Origin of the sequence: Mesorhizobium captivum, assembly GCF_033977165.1 — a bacterium.
In the GTDB taxonomy this organism is placed as follows: domain Bacteria; phylum Pseudomonadota; class Alphaproteobacteria; order Rhizobiales; family Rhizobiaceae; genus Mesorhizobium; species Mesorhizobium captivum.
Window position 1 is genome coordinate 20789 of the sequence record NZ_JAVIJB010000036.1, and the last position, 15649, is coordinate 36437.

The window sequence follows — 15649 nt, forward strand, 5'->3', positions numbered from 1 at the left end:
CTCGCGAGCGCAATCCGGACGAAGAGTTTCAACCGCGGCGCGGATCGGTTCCGGGCCGCGCCGGTCAAGGTTTGCCCGTCGGCAGCCAGGCCAAGGCAAAAGAGAAGAGGGTTTCATCATGCTGATTTCCCAGATCCTCGACGACGCCGAGACGATCCGCGTCGTTGCCCGCAGCGGCGGCAAGACCCGGATCATCAACGGCGCGCGCAGCGTCTATTCGCTGGCGATGGAGGCGGCGCGCACCGGCGCCGGCCTCGAAGCGCTGATCGAGCGCAAGGGCTACGGCGAGACGGTCGATCTCGACGCCGCCTACAAAAAGGGACGCCTGGTGTCGCCGATCAATCACCCGGATCCCGCGCATCTCCACCTCACCGGCACGGGGCTGACGCATCTCGGCTCCGCCGCAACGCGCGATTCCATGCACAAGAAGCTCAGCGACGGCGAGGAGCAGCTCACCGATTCCATGAAGATGTTCCGCATGGGACTGGAAGGCGGCAAGCCGGCCAAGGGCCAGATCGGCGTGCAACCGGAATGGTTCTACAAAGGCAACGGCACCATGGCGGTGGCGCCGGGCGCGGCGCTGAAGTCGCCCGCCTTCGCGCAAGACGCCGGCGAGGAGCCGGAGATAGCCGGCATCTATGTCATCGGCGATGACGGCGCGCCGTTCCGCGTCGGCTTCACGCTGTCCAACGAATTCTCCGACCATGTGACCGAGCGGGTGAACTACCTGTTCCTCGCCCACTCCAAGCTGCGCAACGCCTCGTTCGGTCCGGAGATCCTGATCGGGGACTTGCCCGCCGATATCAGGGGCTCTTCACGCATCCTGCGTGACGGCAAGCTGCTTTGGGAAAAGCCGTTCCTGTCGGGCGAAGCGAACATGTCGCACACCATCGCCAATCTCGAGCATCACCACTTCAAGTACTCGGCCTTCCGTCAGCCCGGCGACGTGCATGTGCATATGTTCGGCACGGCGACGCTGTCCTTCGCCGACGGCGTCAGGACAGAAGCCGGCGACGTGTTCGAGATCGAGGCGAAGGATTTCGGCCTGCCGCTGCGCAACCCGCTGGAAATCGAAAAGCCGGTCAAGGTGGCGGTGAAGGCGCTTTGATCTCGCGAACAACTCGGAGCCGGGTCAATGAACTATATTCCGCCAAGCGCCGGAAATCTGGGCATCGCGCTGTTGATCGCTTGCTGGTCATCCGCGGCCTATGGCGCCGCACAATGCAGCAAGACCTCCTATGGCGAGGCGCGCACCCTGATGACCAGCCGACTGCTGGGCACCGGATATTCACGAACTCAAACCAGCTTCCTGATGCGAAATGCCGATCTACGGATTTCACAACTTCGCAGCCCCGCGCTGAACGACAGACCCAAGCCTTGCCGCATTGACTCCGCTCGCGCCTATGTCCTTGGGTGTGTGGACGATCAGGGGTAAAACGCGGCTGTCTGGACGCGAGCTGCTTTTTATCGGCAGCTTCAATGCGTGCCTCGGCGCCGCGAAACAAGCGCTGTTTCGCGGCTGACCAAAGGCCAAACCAACCTCAATAAATATCGAAGTCGAAATACTTCGCCTGGATCTTTTTGTAGGTGCCGTCGGCGACGATGGCGTCGATGGCCGCGTTCAGCCTGTCGCGCAGCGCGGTGTCCTCCAGGCGCACGGCGATGCCGGCCTCGGTCTCGGTGCCCTTGATGTCGCCGACCAGCTTGCAGCAGCCGTCGCTCGCCTTCTTCATCCAGTCCACCAGCACGAACTTGTCCGAGATCACGGCGTCGAGACGGCCGTTGAGGAGATCGGTGACCGCCTCTTCCTGGGTCGGATAAAGCTTCGCCTCGGCGCCGGCCTTGGCGTAGACGTCCTGCGCGTAGTTGGCCTGGGTGGTCGAGGCCTGGGCGCCGACGGTCTTGCCGGCAAGCGCCGCCGGCTCGGTGGACGCGATGTCGCTGTCCTTGAGCGCGACCAGCGAAAGCGGCGTGGTGTAGTATTTGTGGGTGAAGGCGACCTGCTTCTTGCGCTCCTCGGTGATGCTCATCGAGGCGATGATGGCGTCAAACTTCTTGGCCTGAAGGGCCGGAATGATGCCGTCCCAGTCTTGGGTGACGATCTCGCATTCGAGCTTCATCTGGGCGCAGAGCGCATTGGCGATGTCGATGTCGAAGCCCTCGACCTTGCCGTCCGGCGTGATGGTGTTGAAGGGCGGATAGGCGCCCTCGGTGCCGATCTTGATCTTTTCCGCCGCGATCGCGGAACCGGCGCCGAGCGCCAGCATTGCAGCGGCCGCCGCTGCCGATATGATCCATCTGGATTTCTGCATTTTTGTCTCCCTCAGTCAGGTTCTCGACCAGTGAACCGCAGCCAAGCATGGCGCGCGGGGACTGGGCAAGCAGAGTTTGGCGTTGACGATGGATCAGCGCGCGGCGCGGAAATGCTTGGAGAGCTTGAGCCCCTGCGCCTGATAGTTGGAGCCGAGGTCGCTGCCATAGAGCGCCTGCGGGCGCTTGAGCATATGCTCGTAGACCAGGCGGCCGACGATCTGGCCGTGATCGAGGATGAAGGGCACCTCGTGGCTGCGCACTTCGAGCACGGCGCGGCTGCCGCTGCCGCCGGCGGCGGAGTGACCGAAGCCCGGGTCGAAGAAGCCGGCATAGTGGACGCGGAACTCGCCGACCAGCGGGTCGAAGGGCGTCATCTCGGCGGCATAGAGCGGCGGCACGTGCACGGCTTCGCGCGAGACCAGGATGTAGAATTCGTCCGGGTCGAGCACGAGCTCGCCGGCACCGCTCTTGTAGAGCGGCTCCCAGAAGTCGACGACGTCCTGCGCGGCGCGCTTGTCGACGTCGACCAAGCCGGTATGGTGCTTGCCGCGATAGCCGACCAGGCCGTCCTTGTCGCCGTCGAGATCGATGGAGAGCGCGATGCCGCCGCCGGAGATGTTGGGAGGCTCGGTGGCGACCAGCATCTCGGCGCGATGGAGATCGCGCAGCTCGTTCTCCGACAGCAGCGCGTTGCCGGTGCGGAAGCGTATCTGCGACAGCCGCGAGCCGGCGCGCACGACGATCGGGAAGGTGCGCGGGCTGACCTCGAGGTAGAGTGGGCCATGATAGCCGGCGGCGATCTTGTCGAACTCATGGCCGCGGTCGGTCATGACGCGCGTGAAAATGTCCAGCCGCCCGGTCGAGCTCTTCGGATTGGCCGATGCCGACACTTCTGCCGGCAACGCCAGGCTCTCGAGCAGCGGTACGATGTAGACACAGCCCGTTTCCAGTACCGCGCCCTCGGCAAGGCTGATCTCGTGCAGCTTCAGCCGGTCGAGCTTGTCGGCCACCAGGTGATCCGGACCGGGCAGGAAGGAAGCGCGCACGCGAAAAGCCTTGTCGCCGAGTCTCAGATCGAGACTGGCCGGCTGGATCTGGTTGGTGTCGAGCGCGCGCGGCGATTTCAGCGCATTCGCCTCAAACAGCGCCGCGATGTCCTGATCCGGAAGAATGCCTGTCTGCCGCAAGGTCTGGCTCCGCTAGAGCAATTCACCGTTTTATGGAAACGGCGAACCGCTCTACCTCTTTGTTTTGACGCAATTCCGGACGGAAAACCGTTTCACACTTTTCCGGGAATTGCTCTAAGGCCGGGCAAGCGCATGGGTGCAGGCTCCTGCCTGGTACAAACCTCTTAATCAAGCGGGCAATTGACGCAAGCGCAGTGCAGGTCTAAAGGGTCGTTATCCCGTGGTGATTTGGCCGGTCGGCTTGCAGCCACGTTAAACAAGTCGCTAAAGGACCGCTGGCCGCAAGGCCTTATGGACCGGTTGCGACATCGCGGCCGGTTTTTTTGTGTTTGGAAGCAGGGCGATGACCAAGACGCGTAACTGGAAGCATCAGACGGCACTCGTGCATGGCGGAACGCTGCGTTCCGGTTTCGGCGAGACCGCCGAGGCGATGTATCTCACCCAGGGCTATGTCTACGAAACGGCGCAAGCCGCGGAAGCCCGCTTCAAGGGCGAGGAGCCGGGCTTCATCTATTCGCGCTACGCCAATCCGACCGTCGACATGTTCGAGAAGCGCATGTGCGCGCTCGAAGGCGCGGAAGACGCGCGCGCCACCGCTTCCGGCATGGCGGCGGTCAGCGCTGCACTGCTCTGCAGCGTCAAGGCCGGCGACCACATCGTTGCGGCGCGGGCGCTGTTCGGCTCCTGCCGCTGGGTGGTCGAGACGTTGGCGCCGCGCTACGGCATCGAGGCGACGCTGATCGACGGCACTGACATCGCTAATTGGGAAAAGGCGGTCAAGCCGAACACCAAGCTGTTCTTCCTGGAAAGCCCGACCAATCCGACGCTGGAAGTGGTCGACATCACCGCTGTCGCCGCTTTAGCCCAATCGATCGGCGCACGCGTGATCGTCGACAATGTGTTTGCCACGCCGCTGCAGCAGAAGCCGCTGCAGCTTGGCGCCCATGTCGTGGTCTATTCGGCGACCAAGCATATCGACGGACAGGGCCGCTGCCTCGGGGGCGTCATCCTGTCGGACAAGAAGTGGATCGACGAGAACCTGCACGACTATTTCCGCCATACAGGCCCGAGCCTGTCGCCATTCAACGCCTGGACGCTGCTCAAAGGGCTTGAGACGCTGCCGCTGCGCGTGCGCCAGCAGACGGAAAGCGCCGGCAAGATCGCCGACTTCCTGGCCGGACGGCCGGAGATCGCCCGCCTCATCTATCCGGGCCGGGCCGACCATCCGCAGGCCGATATCGTAAAGAAGCAGATGTCGGGCGGCTCGACGCTGATCTGCCTCGACGTCAAGGGCGGCAAGCAGGCGGCCTTCGCCTTCCAGAACGCGCTCGACATCGTGCTGATTTCCAACAATCTCGGTGATGCCAAGAGCCTGATCACCCATCCGGCGACGACGACGCACAAGAACCTCAGCGACGAGGCGCGCGCCGAGCTCGGCATCGGCCCGGGAACACTGCGTCTGTCTGTCGGGCTTGAGGACGCCGACGATCTGCTGGCCGATATCGACGAAGCGCTGAAAGCGGCGAAGTAGCCGCCCCAGGCCGATCGAGAGAGCGCCTGAGCGAGGCTCAGGCAATCTCTTCCAGCTCGGTCAATGCCTTGGTGTGGATGGTCATGGCGTTGCCGCGCCATTCGACCGCGCCGCTGAGCCAGCCGCGCACCCAGACGGCGGGAAGCATCGCGTCGCGCACGATCATGGCGGTCACGCTGCGCGGCGACAGATACCAGCCCTTCGACCAGGCGAGCAGGCATTCCGGCACATAAGCGATCGCCAGCACACACAGCGCCGTGGTGGGGAGGCTGACGCCGGCGCTTGCCGCCGCTATCAGCGCGAAAATCAGCGGCATAACCACGCCGGTCAGGATTTCGGGGGCAAAAAACAGCGGGAAAGTGACGCGGCGCAGCCGCGCCCAGCGCGCCTGACGCGACCAGATTTCGGCGAACGTGCGCTGGCCGAGCGGCTGTTCGAAGGGCGACGCGACGAGATTGACGCGCAGTCCCAAGCCGTTGACCAGCTTGGTGGCGGCCGCGTCCTCGGCGATCTCGGCGGCTAAAGCCTGGATGCCACCGTTCGCGTCGAGCATCGGCTTGTTCCACAACATGCTCTTGCCTTGGGCGAAGCCAAGGCCGAGCGCTTCGCCCGTATATTGCCAGCGCGCCTGCAGCGTGTTGAGGAAGGCGCATTCGACTTCGGCCCAAAACCCATCCGGCCGCGAGCCGATCGGCGTCGAGCAGACGAGGCCGGTATCCGGCCGCCAGGCCGCCATCAGATGCTGGACATAATCCTTGGGCATCAGCACGTTGGAATCGGCAAGGATCACCCAGTCGTGCCGCACCGCCTGCCAGCCCTTCACGCAATTGTTGAGCTTGGGATTGGCGCTGATCCTGTCGTCGCCGACGAGCAGCCGCGCCGGAACCTTGGGGAAGCGCGCGATCGCGGCATTGATCAGCTTGACCACGGGGTCTTCGGCGCCGGCAACGCAGAAGATCAGCTCATAGCGCGGCCAGTCGAGCGAGAAGGCGCGATTAAGCGTCTCCTCGGCGAACGGCTCGACGCCGCGCGACGGCACGATGATGGAGACCGGTGGCTGCTTCTCCGCGGGCGGAGGAATGATGCGACACGCCTTCAGCCGCGACGATGCGAGCATGATGCTGGCGAAATTGGAAAGAAGAAGGGCTGACGATGCAAAGGCGGCTGCGAGAGTCAGTTCCATCGAGATCTGGTCACTCCGGAAAAGCCGCCCGCGGCCGTTTCAATCAGTCGACAGAGCGCCCGAGTCGCCCGGCATGGTTTGTGCACACCAACATTGTCATGTGTCACTTAAATGACATTGTTTTTCGGCACGTGCGCTAGAAACTGGCAGGATGGCGCCTCACCTAATAACCACGAAGCGCGACAAACGTTCCCTTCGCCGGCAAACCGGAGTGGCCCATGTATCGCGCCGTGACGCGCAACATCGAAGTGCAGGTCAGGCCGTTCTATCTGGAGGATCGTTCCGATCCGTCCGAGAACCGCTATGTGTGGGGCTACCAGGTGACGATCGACAACCGGTCGGACGAGTTCGTGCAGCTTATGTCGCGCTACTGGCACATCACCGACGGGCGCGGCCGCGTCGAGGAAGTGCGCGGCGCGGGCGTCGTCGGCGACCAGCCGGAGCTCAACCCCGGCGACAGCTACCAGTACACGTCGGGATGCCCGCTCTCGACGCCATCAGGCATCATGGTCGGCCATTACACGATGCGCAACGGGCGCGGCGAGACGTTCGATGTCGCCATCCCCGCCTTCTCGCTCGACATGCCGGGGACGAGGCGAACGGTGAATTAACTGCCGGCGAGAGCGTTTTTCTCCCCGTCACTATACGGGGAGAAGTGCCCGGCAGCGCCAAGCTTTTGAGATTTTCTTTCGGACGGAGCGAGGGGCGCTTGTATGGCCAACGCAGGCGCCGCCCCTCATCCGTCCTTCGGGCACCTTCTCCCCGTGAAACGGGGAGAAGGTAAGGGCTTATTCCGCCGCGAATTCAGCCGGGTCGAAGTCGTACTGCGTCGAGCAGAATTCGCAGGCGACATGGATGCCGCCGTCCTCGGTCGAGTCCTTGATCTCGTCGGCCGAAAAGCCTTCGAGGATGCCGCGGATCTTGTCGCGCGAGCAGGAGCACTGGTCGGCGACGGGCACGCTACGGAAGACGCGCACGCCGTGCTCGTGGAACAGCCGGTAGAGCAGCCGCTCGGCGCCCACCGTCGGATCGATGAGCTCGGTCGGCTCAATGGTGCCGAGCAGCGCCAGAAGTTCCCGCCAGGAATTGTCGGCCGGCTCGTGCGCCACGTCGCGCGGATCGCCGTCGCCGCCGGAAATATCGGGCACGCGCATGCGCTCCGGCGCCTGCGGCAGGAACTGCGCAAGGATGCCGCCGGCGCGCCATTGCTCGCGGGCGCCGCCGGGGCCCGGCGTCACCAGTTTGGCGACCGACATCTTGAGATCGGTCGGGATCTGCTCGGACTGGCGAAAATAGGTGCGCGCGGCCTCTTCCAGCGACGTGCCGTCGAGCTGGACGATCCCCTGATAGCGCTGGGTGCGCGCGCCCTGGTCGATGGTCAGCGCCAGCACGCCGGTGCCGAGCAGTTTCTGCTGCGAGGTCTCGCCGGCGGCAACCAGCGCCTGCAACCGGTCGGCATCGAAGCGCGCATAGGCGCGCAGCGCATGCGGCGTGGCGAAATCCGCCACCAGCATGTCGACTGGCCCATCGGTGCGCGTCTGCAGGATGAACTTGCCCTCGAACTTCAGCGACGTGCCGAGCAGCACGGTCAGCACGCAGGCTTCCGCCAGTAGGCGCGCTACCGGTTCGGGATAGTCGTGGCGGCTGAGGATGGCGTCGAGCATCGGCCCGAGTTGCACGGTGCGGCCGCGCACGTCGAGCGGCGCCACCTCGTAAGGCACGACATGGTCGTCGCCGGCGAAGCCGAATTCACCGAGTTTGGGTTGATGTTCAGCCAACGGACGGATTTCCAACATGACAAAGCTCCGGGGCGCGTCCACCCCGCTTTCCAGGCGGCATGGGGCAAAGCGCGTTCGATTTGCGTGATGGCCCGCAAATAGGCATCACGCATCCGCGGATCAAGTCGGCCTCGATCAAGCGCCCAGGCACCAGGCCAGCACCGCCTTCTGGGCGTGTAGCCGGTTCTCGGCCTCGTCGAACACCACCGAATGCGGTCCGTCGATGACCTCGTCGGTGACCTCCTCGCCGCGATGCGCCGGCAGGCAGTGCATGAAGAGCGCGTCGGACTTCGCTTTGGCCATAAGCGCTGCATTGACCTGGTAGGGCAGGAAGACGTTGTGACCGCGAGCGCGATGCTCCTGGCCCATCGACACCCAGCTGTCGGTGACGACGCAATCGGCCTGGTCGACCGCCTCCTCGGCCGAGCGGGCGAACCTGACTTTGCCGCCATTGGCCTTCGACCAGTCGACATATTTCTCGAACGGCTCGCTGCCCTCCGGCACCGCGACATTGAGATTGAAGCGGAACCGTGCCGAGGCTTCGAGCAGCGAGTGCAGCACATTGTTGCCGTCGCCGGTCCAGGCGAAGGTCTTGCCCGCCACCGGACCGCGATGCTCCTCGAAGGTCATGATATCGGCCATGAGCTGGCAGGGATGGGTATCGTCGGTCAGCCCGTTGATGACCGGCACGGTCGCATTCTCGGTGAGTTCCAGCAGCCGGTCATGCGAGGTGGTGCGGATCATGATGGCGTCGACATAGCGGGACAAAACCTTGGCGGTGTCGGCGATGGTTTCGGAACGGCCGAGCTGCATCTCGGTGCCGGTCAGCATGATGGTCTCGCCACCGAGTTGGCGCATGCCGACATCGAAGGACACGCGCGTGCGCGTCGACGGCTTGTCGAAGATCATCGCCAGCACCTTGCCTTCGAGCGGCCTCGAACGCTCGCCGGCCTTGAGCCTGGTCTTTCGCGCCACCGCATCGTCCAGCATGATGCGCAGATCGCCTGCGGAAACGGCTGACAGATCGGTAAAGTGGCGAACGTTCATCGGCAGGATTCCAGAATTATTTCGCGGCTTCGGCCGCAATCGCGTCGGTCAGGCCCTTGGCGCCCGAGCGGATGCGCTTCAGCGCCTCGCCGATCTCCGCGTCTGTGACGGTAAGCGGCGGCAAGAGACGAATGACATTGTCGCCGGCCGGCACCGCCAGCAGGTGCTGGTCGCGCAGCGCCATGTTCACCTTGTTGTTGGGCATGACGCATTTCAGGCCAAGCATCAGGCCGGTTCCCCGGATGCCGTCGATGATCTCGGGGAATTCATCGGCGACCGCCGCAAGGCCCTGCTTCAGGAGAAGCGCCTTGCGCTGCACATCCTCGAGGAAGCCGTCGGCCAGCACGACGTCGAGCACCGCATTGCCCACCGCCATCGCCAGCGGATTGCCGCCGAAGGTGGTGCCGTGCACGCCCGCCGTCATGCCGGTCGCGGCGTCGTCGGTTGCAAGGCAGGCACCCATCGGGAAGCCGCCGCCGATGCCCTTGGCGATCGCCATCAGGTCAGGCGTCACGCCGGCCCATTCATGCGCGAAGAGCTTGCCGGTGCGGCCGATGCCGCACTGGACCTCGTCGAAGATCAGAAGCGGTCCGTGCTTGTCGCAGAGCTGGCGCAGGCGCTTCAGCGACTGCGTCGGCACCGGGCGGATGCCGCCTTCGCCCTGCACCGGCTCGATCAGGATCGCCGCGGTCTCGGGCGTGATCGCCTTTTCGGCGGCGTCGATGTCGTCGAACGCGACCTGGTCGAAGCCCTCGACCTTGGGCCCGAAGCCTTCGAGATATTTGTACTGGCCGCCGGCGGCGATCGTGGCCAGCGTGCGGCCGTGGAACGCGCCCTCGAAGGTGATGATGCGGAAGCGCTCGGGGTGGCCCTTGACGAACTGGTAGCGACGCGCCGTCTTAATGGCGCATTCCAGCGCCTCGGCGCCGGAATTGGTGAAGAACACCTTGTCGGCAAAAGTCGCCTCGACCAGCCGCTCGCCCAGCCGGCGCTGCTCGGGAATCTCGTAGAGGTTGGAGACATGCCACAGCTTTGCGGCCTGCCCGGTGAGCGCCGCCACCAGATGCGGATGGCTGTGGCCCAGCGAGTTCACGGCGATGCCGCCGGCGAAATCGAGATATCGCTCGCCCTTGTCGGTGACCAGCCAGGTCCCCTCCCCGTGATCGAAAGCCAGGGGTGCGCGGGCAAAGGTCTCGTAAAGCGCCGAACCGCTCATTATATGCGTCTCCGGAACCGGAAATCAAAAAAGCCGCCAATGCGGCGGCCTTTGCGGCTTATCATGTTTTTCGGCCATGAAGTCAACGAAAACGTCGCGCAGAAGCGCGCGGCAAGGCTCCGACGGCACGCCGGCTCATGAGCTGTCAGGCAAGTTGGGGAAAACCCAAAAAACCGAATCGTGTTGCCCTGGGGACTCTTGTCACCGAGTCAGCGCATAAGGTATTTGTAGTTGAGAAATAACTAGATTTCGTGCGGCGGATCTAATCACCCGGTATATGTGGTGTTGTTTGCCCGGCGAGAGCCGGGGCGGGAAAGGATTCCGACTGCCGTACGCCTCAGCAGGAGCGCGGTCTCATGAACTGGACTGACGAGCGAGTCGAACTTCTCAGGAAATTGTGGTCGGAGGGCCTCAGCGCTAGCCAGATCGCCGCACAGCTCGGCGGAGTGAGCCGCAACGCCGTCATCGGCAAGGTGCATCGCCTAAAACTCTCGGGCCGCGGCCGCGCGACCGCGGCGCCGGCGCGCCAGAAGAAAGCGACACAAGGAGCTTCTATGCAGAAATCGGTGGCACGCGCCGCAAGTCCCGCACGCCATGTGACAGCCTCCATCGGCGCGACCGCGCTGCAGGTGCAGTTCGACGCAGAGCCGGTGGCGCGCCACTATATCCGCCCGGTCGAGAATGTCGTCGTGCCGATCTCGCGGCACCTGCAGCTCGTCGAACTGACCGAGCGCACCTGCAAATGGCCGAACGGCGATCCGCTGTCGGAGGACTTCAGCTTCTGCGGCAACGACGCCGCCGAAACCGGGCCATACTGCAAATATCATTCCCGCGTCGCGTTCCAGCCGGCGGCGGAAAGACGCCGCGCTCGCTGATAGCGAATAGCGAATAGCGAATAGCGAATAGCGAATAGCGAATAGCGAATAGCGAATAGCGAATAGCGAATAGAACAGTGTCGGCATCCAAGTCCGGCACAAGCTTCTTTTGTCCCTATTGGCTACTCCCTATTTGCTATTCGCTTTTTTCACAGCCATCCATTCTTCTTGAACCGCCAATACAGAAACACGCAGATTAGCGCGATCGCCACCAGCACGGCCGGATAGCCATATTCCATCTTCAGTTCAGGCATGTCGGTGAAGTTCATGCCGTAGATGCCGGCGAAGGCGGTCGGCACCGCCAGGATGGCGGCCCATGAGGCGAGTTTCTTGGAAATCGCCGTTTCCTGGCTTTGTCCGACCAGAAGACTGGCTTCGAAGGCGAAGGCCAGGACCTCGCGCAGGCTGTCGATCTTTTCCTGCACGGTGCGGATGTGATCGGTCACGTCGCGGAACAGCGGGTGCATGGCGCCGTGGATCTGCGGCAGCTCGGCGCTGGTCAGCCGCCGGCAGACCTCGACCAGCGGCAGCGCCGCGTTGCGCAGCCTCAGCAGATCGCGGCGCAGCATGTAGAGCCGTTCGATGTCGGCGCCGGTCATCGGCTTCAGCAGCACCTTGTCTTCGATCTGCTCGACCTCGTCCTCGATCTGCTCGAGCACCGGCATGTAGTTGTCGACGATGAAATCGAGAATGGCATAGAGGACGAAATCCTCGCCCTTGGCGAGCGACGAGGGGCAGCTTTCCCAGTGCTGGCGCACCGCGGCATAGGAGGTCGACGGGCCGTGCCGGACGCTGACGATATAGCCGGTGCCGACGAAGAGATGCGTCTCGCCGAAGGTGACGCGGCCATCGATCAGCTGGGCGGTGCGGGCGACGATGAACAGGGCATCGCCATATTGCTCGATCTTCGGCCGCTGATGCGGATGCTCGGCGTCCTCGATCGCCAGATCGTGCAGGTGAAACTGCGCCTGCACCCTGAGCAACAGGTTGCGGTCAGGCTCGAGCAGGCCGATCCAGACGACATGGCCGGGCCTTGTCGCCCATTCGCCAGCCTCTTCGACCGAGATGTCGGCGACCCGCTTGCCGGCGGAATAGACGCTGGACGCAATGATGCCGGATGTCGGCTGCGGGACCGGGGTCAGGTTTCGAACTTGTTCCATCGCAAACCTCCCGAGACAGCGACTGACAAAATCGCTGCATTTGGAGGAGCTTAGCCTAAATTAGAAAGCCGTTCGAGAGGCTAGCTGTTCACTTAGCCGATATCGTCCCCGGGGACACCACCTGGTCGGTCTTGTCGCCCTTCGGCCGATCGGCCGGCATCTGGTCGCCGGTGACGATGTAGTAGATGGTTTCGGCGATGTTGGTGGCGTGATCGCCGATCCGCTCGATGTTCTTGGCGCAGAAGAGCAGATGCGTACAGGGCGTTATGTTGCGCGGATCTTCCATCATATAGGTCAGAAGCTCGCGAAACAGCGAGGTGTACATGGCGTCGATCTGGTCGTCGCGGTCGCGCACGAACCCGATCTTCTCGACCGAGCGCGACGCATAGATATCAAGCACTTCCTTGAGCTGCGTCAGCGCCAGGTTGGCCAGCGCCTCGAGGCCCCGGAACAGGCTGTTCGGCTGGCGGCCGTCGATGACCGCCGCGACGCGCTTGGCGACGTTCTTGCCGAGATCGCCGACGCGCTCGATGTCGGCGGAGATGCGGATGGCGCCGACGATCTCGCGCAGATCCGTCGCCATCGGCTGCCGCCTGGCGATGATGATGATTGCCTTGTCGTCGATCTCGCGCTGCCCCTCGTCCAGGATGAGATCGTCCTGGATCACTTTCTGGGCGAGGCCTGGGTCGGCGTTGACCAACGCCGCGATCGCCTGCTCGACCATGCGCTCGGCATGCCCACCCATCGCAGCGATGCGCTTCGACAGGAATTTCAGTTCTTCATCATAGGCACTGATCGTATGAACGGATTGCATGGATATGCCTTCCCGGTTCTGCCGGCTGGTGCGTTCCCTCAATCTGTCGCTGATACGCGAACCGGATGACAGAAAGACGAAATTGCCGGTTGGCAACCAGTATAGGATCAGCGAGCCGGCAAATGAACCGTGAACGCCGCGCCCTTGCCGACTTCCGACTTGATCGACAGCCTTGCGTTATGACGGGTCAATATATGCTTGACGATCGAAAGGCCAAGACCGGTGCCCTTCTGGGCGCGGCTGCTCTCGACATCGACGCGGTAGAAACGCTCGGTGATACGAGGGATGTGTTCCTCGGCAATGCCAGGGCCATAGTCTCTTATGGTGACGTCGATGCCTGCATTCTGGCCATCCTCGCTGCGGGCGATGGACACGGTAACATGCCCGCCCGACTGACCGTATTTGCAGGCGTTCTCCAGGAGATTCTCGAAAACCTGGAAGAGCTCGTCACGGTCGCCGGGCACGGAAAGCGGGCCATCGACGAAATCCCGCTCGATGACGAGGCCGTTTTCGCTGGCCAGCGGGCCAAGCGAATCGATGACGCTCTCGATGGTCTGGCGAAGATCGACCTCGGTCCCCGGCCCGAGATAGGGTTTCATCTCCAGCCGCGACAGCGACAGCAGGTCGTCGATCAAACGCGCCATGCGGCCCGTCTGGTTCTGCATGATCTGCAGGAACTGGTCGCGTGCCGCCGGATCGCCGCGCGCCGGGCCGCGCAATGTCTCGATGAAGCCGGCGATCGAGGCGAGCGGAGTGCGCAACTCGTGGCTGGCATTGGCGATGAAGTCGGCGCGCATGCGGTCGATGCGGCGCGCCTCGCTCTGATCCTTGAACACCAGAACGTAGAGATCGGTGGCATGGCCGACCGAGGATGCGCTCACCCGGTATGTGCGCTCGACCGGCAGCTTCTCGGTATAATCGACGACATCGGAGGCCATGGTCCCCGAGACGATGCCGTCAAGCAGGGCCTGCATTTCGGGCGCACGGAATTTGAGCGACAGCGACATGCCGGGCGCCAGCCCGCCGAAGGCGGCAAAGGCGGCCGCGTTGGCGTGGACGATTGTTGCCGCGCGGTCGAAGATGATCAGCGGGTCGGCAACGGCCGCGGCAAGATATTCGCCGGAGAGCCGCTGCAGCCCGCCGGCCTCGATCGCCGCCGCGTCATCGGCGGACTGGCGTTCGACATCGGCCGGCAACATTGCCGCCGCGACCAGCAAGACCAGGGCCAGCAACGGCACATAGATCGAGATGCCGCCGAAAGCGTAGACGGAGAGGACCGCAACGATGGCCGCGGCCAGCAACCAGCGGCTGCGCCGCAGCCGGGCAGCGACGGCTTCCATCGCGCCTCTTCGCTCTGCACCCGTGTCGACCATGCGCTGCCCCGTATCTCCGCCGGTGAAAGTTCGCCCGACCGGACCGGCGCATGACCCCGCAAAAATCGGAATCGATTTTCTGGAATGTTCATGCGCAAAATCAAAGTGCTACGACGCCCCCACGCCCGGACGGACGCGGGCGTCGTGGAGGCTCCATAGCATGAGTCCGCAAGCTGGAAAGGGTTCGCTTCGATGAAAAATGCCAAGGAAGAAGCCGAAGCGGCGCCCGCCGCTGGACCGATCAGGATCAGGATCGGCGGCAAGGAACGCGAGTTCGACATCGACAACCCGGCGCTTCCGGACTGGATCGAGGACAACAAGCTGACCGCCGGCGGCTATCCGTACGACAAGAAGATGAAAAGCGAAGACTACGACAAGGAACTCGAGCGCCTGCAGATAGAGCTGGTCAAGGCGCAGGCCTGGCTGCAGGCGACCGGCAAGCGGGTGATGGCGTTGTTCGAGGGGCGGGACGCGGCGGGCAAGGGCGGCACGATCTTCGTACTGCGGCAGTACATGAATCCGCGCACGGCGCGCAATGTGGCGCTGACCAAGCCGACGCCGACGGAGCTTGGGCAATGGTACTTTCAGCGCTATGTCGACCATTTCCCGACTTCGGGCGAGTTCGTCACCTTCGACCGCTCCTGGTACAACCGGGCCGGAGTCGAGCCGGTCATGGGGTTCTGCACGCCGGAGCAGCACGAGAAATTCCTCGACGAGACACCGCATTTCGAGCGCATGATCTGCAACGAGGGCATCCATTTCTTCAAATTCTGGCTGAACATAGGCCGCGAGACGCAGCTCGAACGCTTCCACGACCGCCGCTGGTCGCCATTGAAGAACTGGAAGTTCTCGCCGATCGACATTGCGGGTATCAACAAGTGGGACGACTACACCAGGGCGCGCGACCTGATGGTCGAGCGCACCCACAAGGAATTCGCGCCCTGGATCATCGTGCGCGCCAACGATAAGCGCCGGGCGCGGCTCGCCGTCATCCAGCGGATCCTGTTGTCGCTGCCTTATGACGAGCGCAATCTCGACACTATCGGCAAGGAAGACAAGAAAATCGTCGGCGAAGGACCGTCGTTCCTGGAGAAATAGATTTTCCAGGAGCCCGCGGACCGGCGTCCAACGTTACAGCGCCGCGCATCTTTCGGGTGCGCGGCGCTGAGGCT

15 protein-coding genes and 1 riboswitch are annotated in these 15649 nt (G+C 63.5%); of the genes, 6 read left to right on the forward strand and 9 right to left on the reverse strand.

What is annotated here, in order from left to right; translation table 11 throughout:
• Positions 1 to 118: 118 nt before the first annotated feature.
• Positions 119 to 1108: an AraD1 family protein gene (gene araD1, locus RFM40_RS25335; RefSeq protein WP_320228723.1), complete on the forward strand. Its 990-nt coding sequence runs from the start codon at positions 119 to 121 to the stop codon at positions 1106 to 1108.
• Positions 1109 to 1135: 27 nt separating this feature from the next.
• Complete coding sequence (locus RFM40_RS25340) at positions 1136 to 1435, forward strand: hypothetical protein (protein ID WP_320228724.1); 300 nt, start codon at positions 1136 to 1138, stop codon at positions 1433 to 1435.
• A gap of 106 nt (positions 1436 to 1541) precedes the next feature.
• On the opposite strand, the gene RFM40_RS25345 is transcribed toward RFM40_RS25340, so the two are convergent.
• The gene (locus RFM40_RS25345) at positions 1542 to 2312 is read right to left on the reverse strand and encodes an ABC transporter substrate-binding protein (protein WP_320228725.1); all 771 of its coding nucleotides are present in this window, start codon (positions 2310 to 2312) and stop codon (positions 1542 to 1544) included.
• Positions 2313 to 2405: 93 nt separating this feature from the next.
• A complete protein-coding gene (locus tag RFM40_RS25350; RefSeq protein WP_320228726.1) occupies positions 2406 to 3500 on the reverse strand; it encodes a 2'-deoxycytidine 5'-triphosphate deaminase in 1095 nt (364 codons plus the stop codon).
• A gap of 210 nt (positions 3501 to 3710) precedes the next feature.
• A riboswitch (SAM riboswitch) is annotated at positions 3711 to 3788 on the forward strand.
• Between the two features lie 55 nt (positions 3789 to 3843).
• Here RFM40_RS25350 and RFM40_RS25355 point away from each other — a divergent pair.
• Positions 3844 to 5031: an O-succinylhomoserine sulfhydrylase gene (locus tag RFM40_RS25355; protein WP_320228728.1), complete on the forward strand. Its 1188-nt coding sequence runs from the start codon at positions 3844 to 3846 to the stop codon at positions 5029 to 5031.
• Between the two features lie 37 nt (positions 5032 to 5068).
• Here RFM40_RS25355 and RFM40_RS25360 read toward each other — a convergent pair whose 3' ends face one another.
• Positions 5069 to 6214 (reverse strand): ceramide glucosyltransferase, encoded by a 1146-nt coding sequence (locus RFM40_RS25360; RefSeq protein WP_320228729.1) that lies wholly within the window; start codon positions 6212 to 6214, stop codon positions 5069 to 5071.
• Between the two features lie 218 nt (positions 6215 to 6432).
• Here RFM40_RS25360 and apaG point away from each other — a divergent pair, with 218 nt between their 5' ends.
• Positions 6433 to 6825: a Co2+/Mg2+ efflux protein ApaG gene (gene apaG / locus RFM40_RS25365; protein ID WP_292339828.1), complete on the forward strand. Its 393-nt coding sequence runs from the start codon at positions 6433 to 6435 to the stop codon at positions 6823 to 6825.
• 177 nt (positions 6826 to 7002) lie between these two features.
• On the opposite strand, the gene RFM40_RS25370 is transcribed toward apaG, so the two are convergent.
• The 3 genes from RFM40_RS25370 to RFM40_RS25380 all read right to left on the reverse strand — a co-directional run bounded on the left by RFM40_RS25370 (position 7003) and on the right by RFM40_RS25380 (position 10255).
• Positions 7003 to 8010 (reverse strand): Hsp33 family molecular chaperone, encoded by a 1008-nt coding sequence (locus tag RFM40_RS25370; protein ID WP_320228730.1) that lies wholly within the window; start codon positions 8008 to 8010, stop codon positions 7003 to 7005.
• A gap of 117 nt (positions 8011 to 8127) precedes the next feature.
• Positions 8128 to 9039 carry an ornithine carbamoyltransferase gene (gene argF / locus RFM40_RS25375; protein WP_320228731.1) on the reverse strand — a complete coding sequence of 304 codons (912 nt, stop codon included), beginning with the start codon at positions 9037 to 9039 and terminating at the stop codon, positions 8128 to 8130.
• A gap of 16 nt (positions 9040 to 9055) precedes the next feature.
• Positions 9056 to 10255: an aspartate aminotransferase family protein gene (locus RFM40_RS25380; protein ID WP_320278523.1), complete on the reverse strand. Its 1200-nt coding sequence runs from the start codon at positions 10253 to 10255 to the stop codon at positions 9056 to 9058.
• 356 nt (positions 10256 to 10611) lie between these two features.
• On the opposite strand from RFM40_RS25380, the gene RFM40_RS25385 reads away from it, so the two are divergent.
• Positions 10612 to 11130, forward strand: coding sequence for a GcrA family cell cycle regulator (locus RFM40_RS25385; RefSeq protein ID WP_320228734.1), 519 nt, complete (start codon positions 10612 to 10614; stop codon positions 11128 to 11130).
• Between the two features lie 149 nt (positions 11131 to 11279).
• Here the strand turns inward: RFM40_RS25385 and RFM40_RS25390 are convergent, their stop codons facing one another.
• The 3 genes from RFM40_RS25390 to RFM40_RS25400 all read right to left on the reverse strand — a co-directional run bounded on the left by RFM40_RS25390 (position 11280) and on the right by RFM40_RS25400 (position 14477).
• Complete coding sequence (locus RFM40_RS25390) at positions 11280 to 12290, reverse strand: magnesium and cobalt transport protein CorA (protein WP_320278524.1); 1011 nt, start codon at positions 12288 to 12290, stop codon at positions 11280 to 11282.
• Positions 12291 to 12378: 88 nt separating this feature from the next.
• On the reverse strand, positions 12379 to 13104 hold the full coding sequence (gene phoU / locus RFM40_RS25395; RefSeq protein ID WP_320228736.1) for a phosphate signaling complex protein PhoU: 726 nt from the start codon (positions 13102 to 13104) through the stop codon (positions 12379 to 12381).
• A gap of 107 nt (positions 13105 to 13211) precedes the next feature.
• Positions 13212 to 14477 (reverse strand): ATP-binding protein, encoded by a 1266-nt coding sequence (locus RFM40_RS25400; protein WP_320228738.1) that lies wholly within the window; start codon positions 14475 to 14477, stop codon positions 13212 to 13214.
• Between the two features lie 192 nt (positions 14478 to 14669).
• Here RFM40_RS25400 and ppk2 point away from each other — a divergent pair, with 192 nt between their 5' ends.
• Positions 14670 to 15575, forward strand: a complete 906-nt coding sequence (gene ppk2 / locus RFM40_RS25405) for a polyphosphate kinase 2 (RefSeq protein ID WP_320228739.1) — start codon at positions 14670 to 14672, stop codon at positions 15573 to 15575.
• Positions 15576 to 15649: the final 74 nt, after the last annotated feature.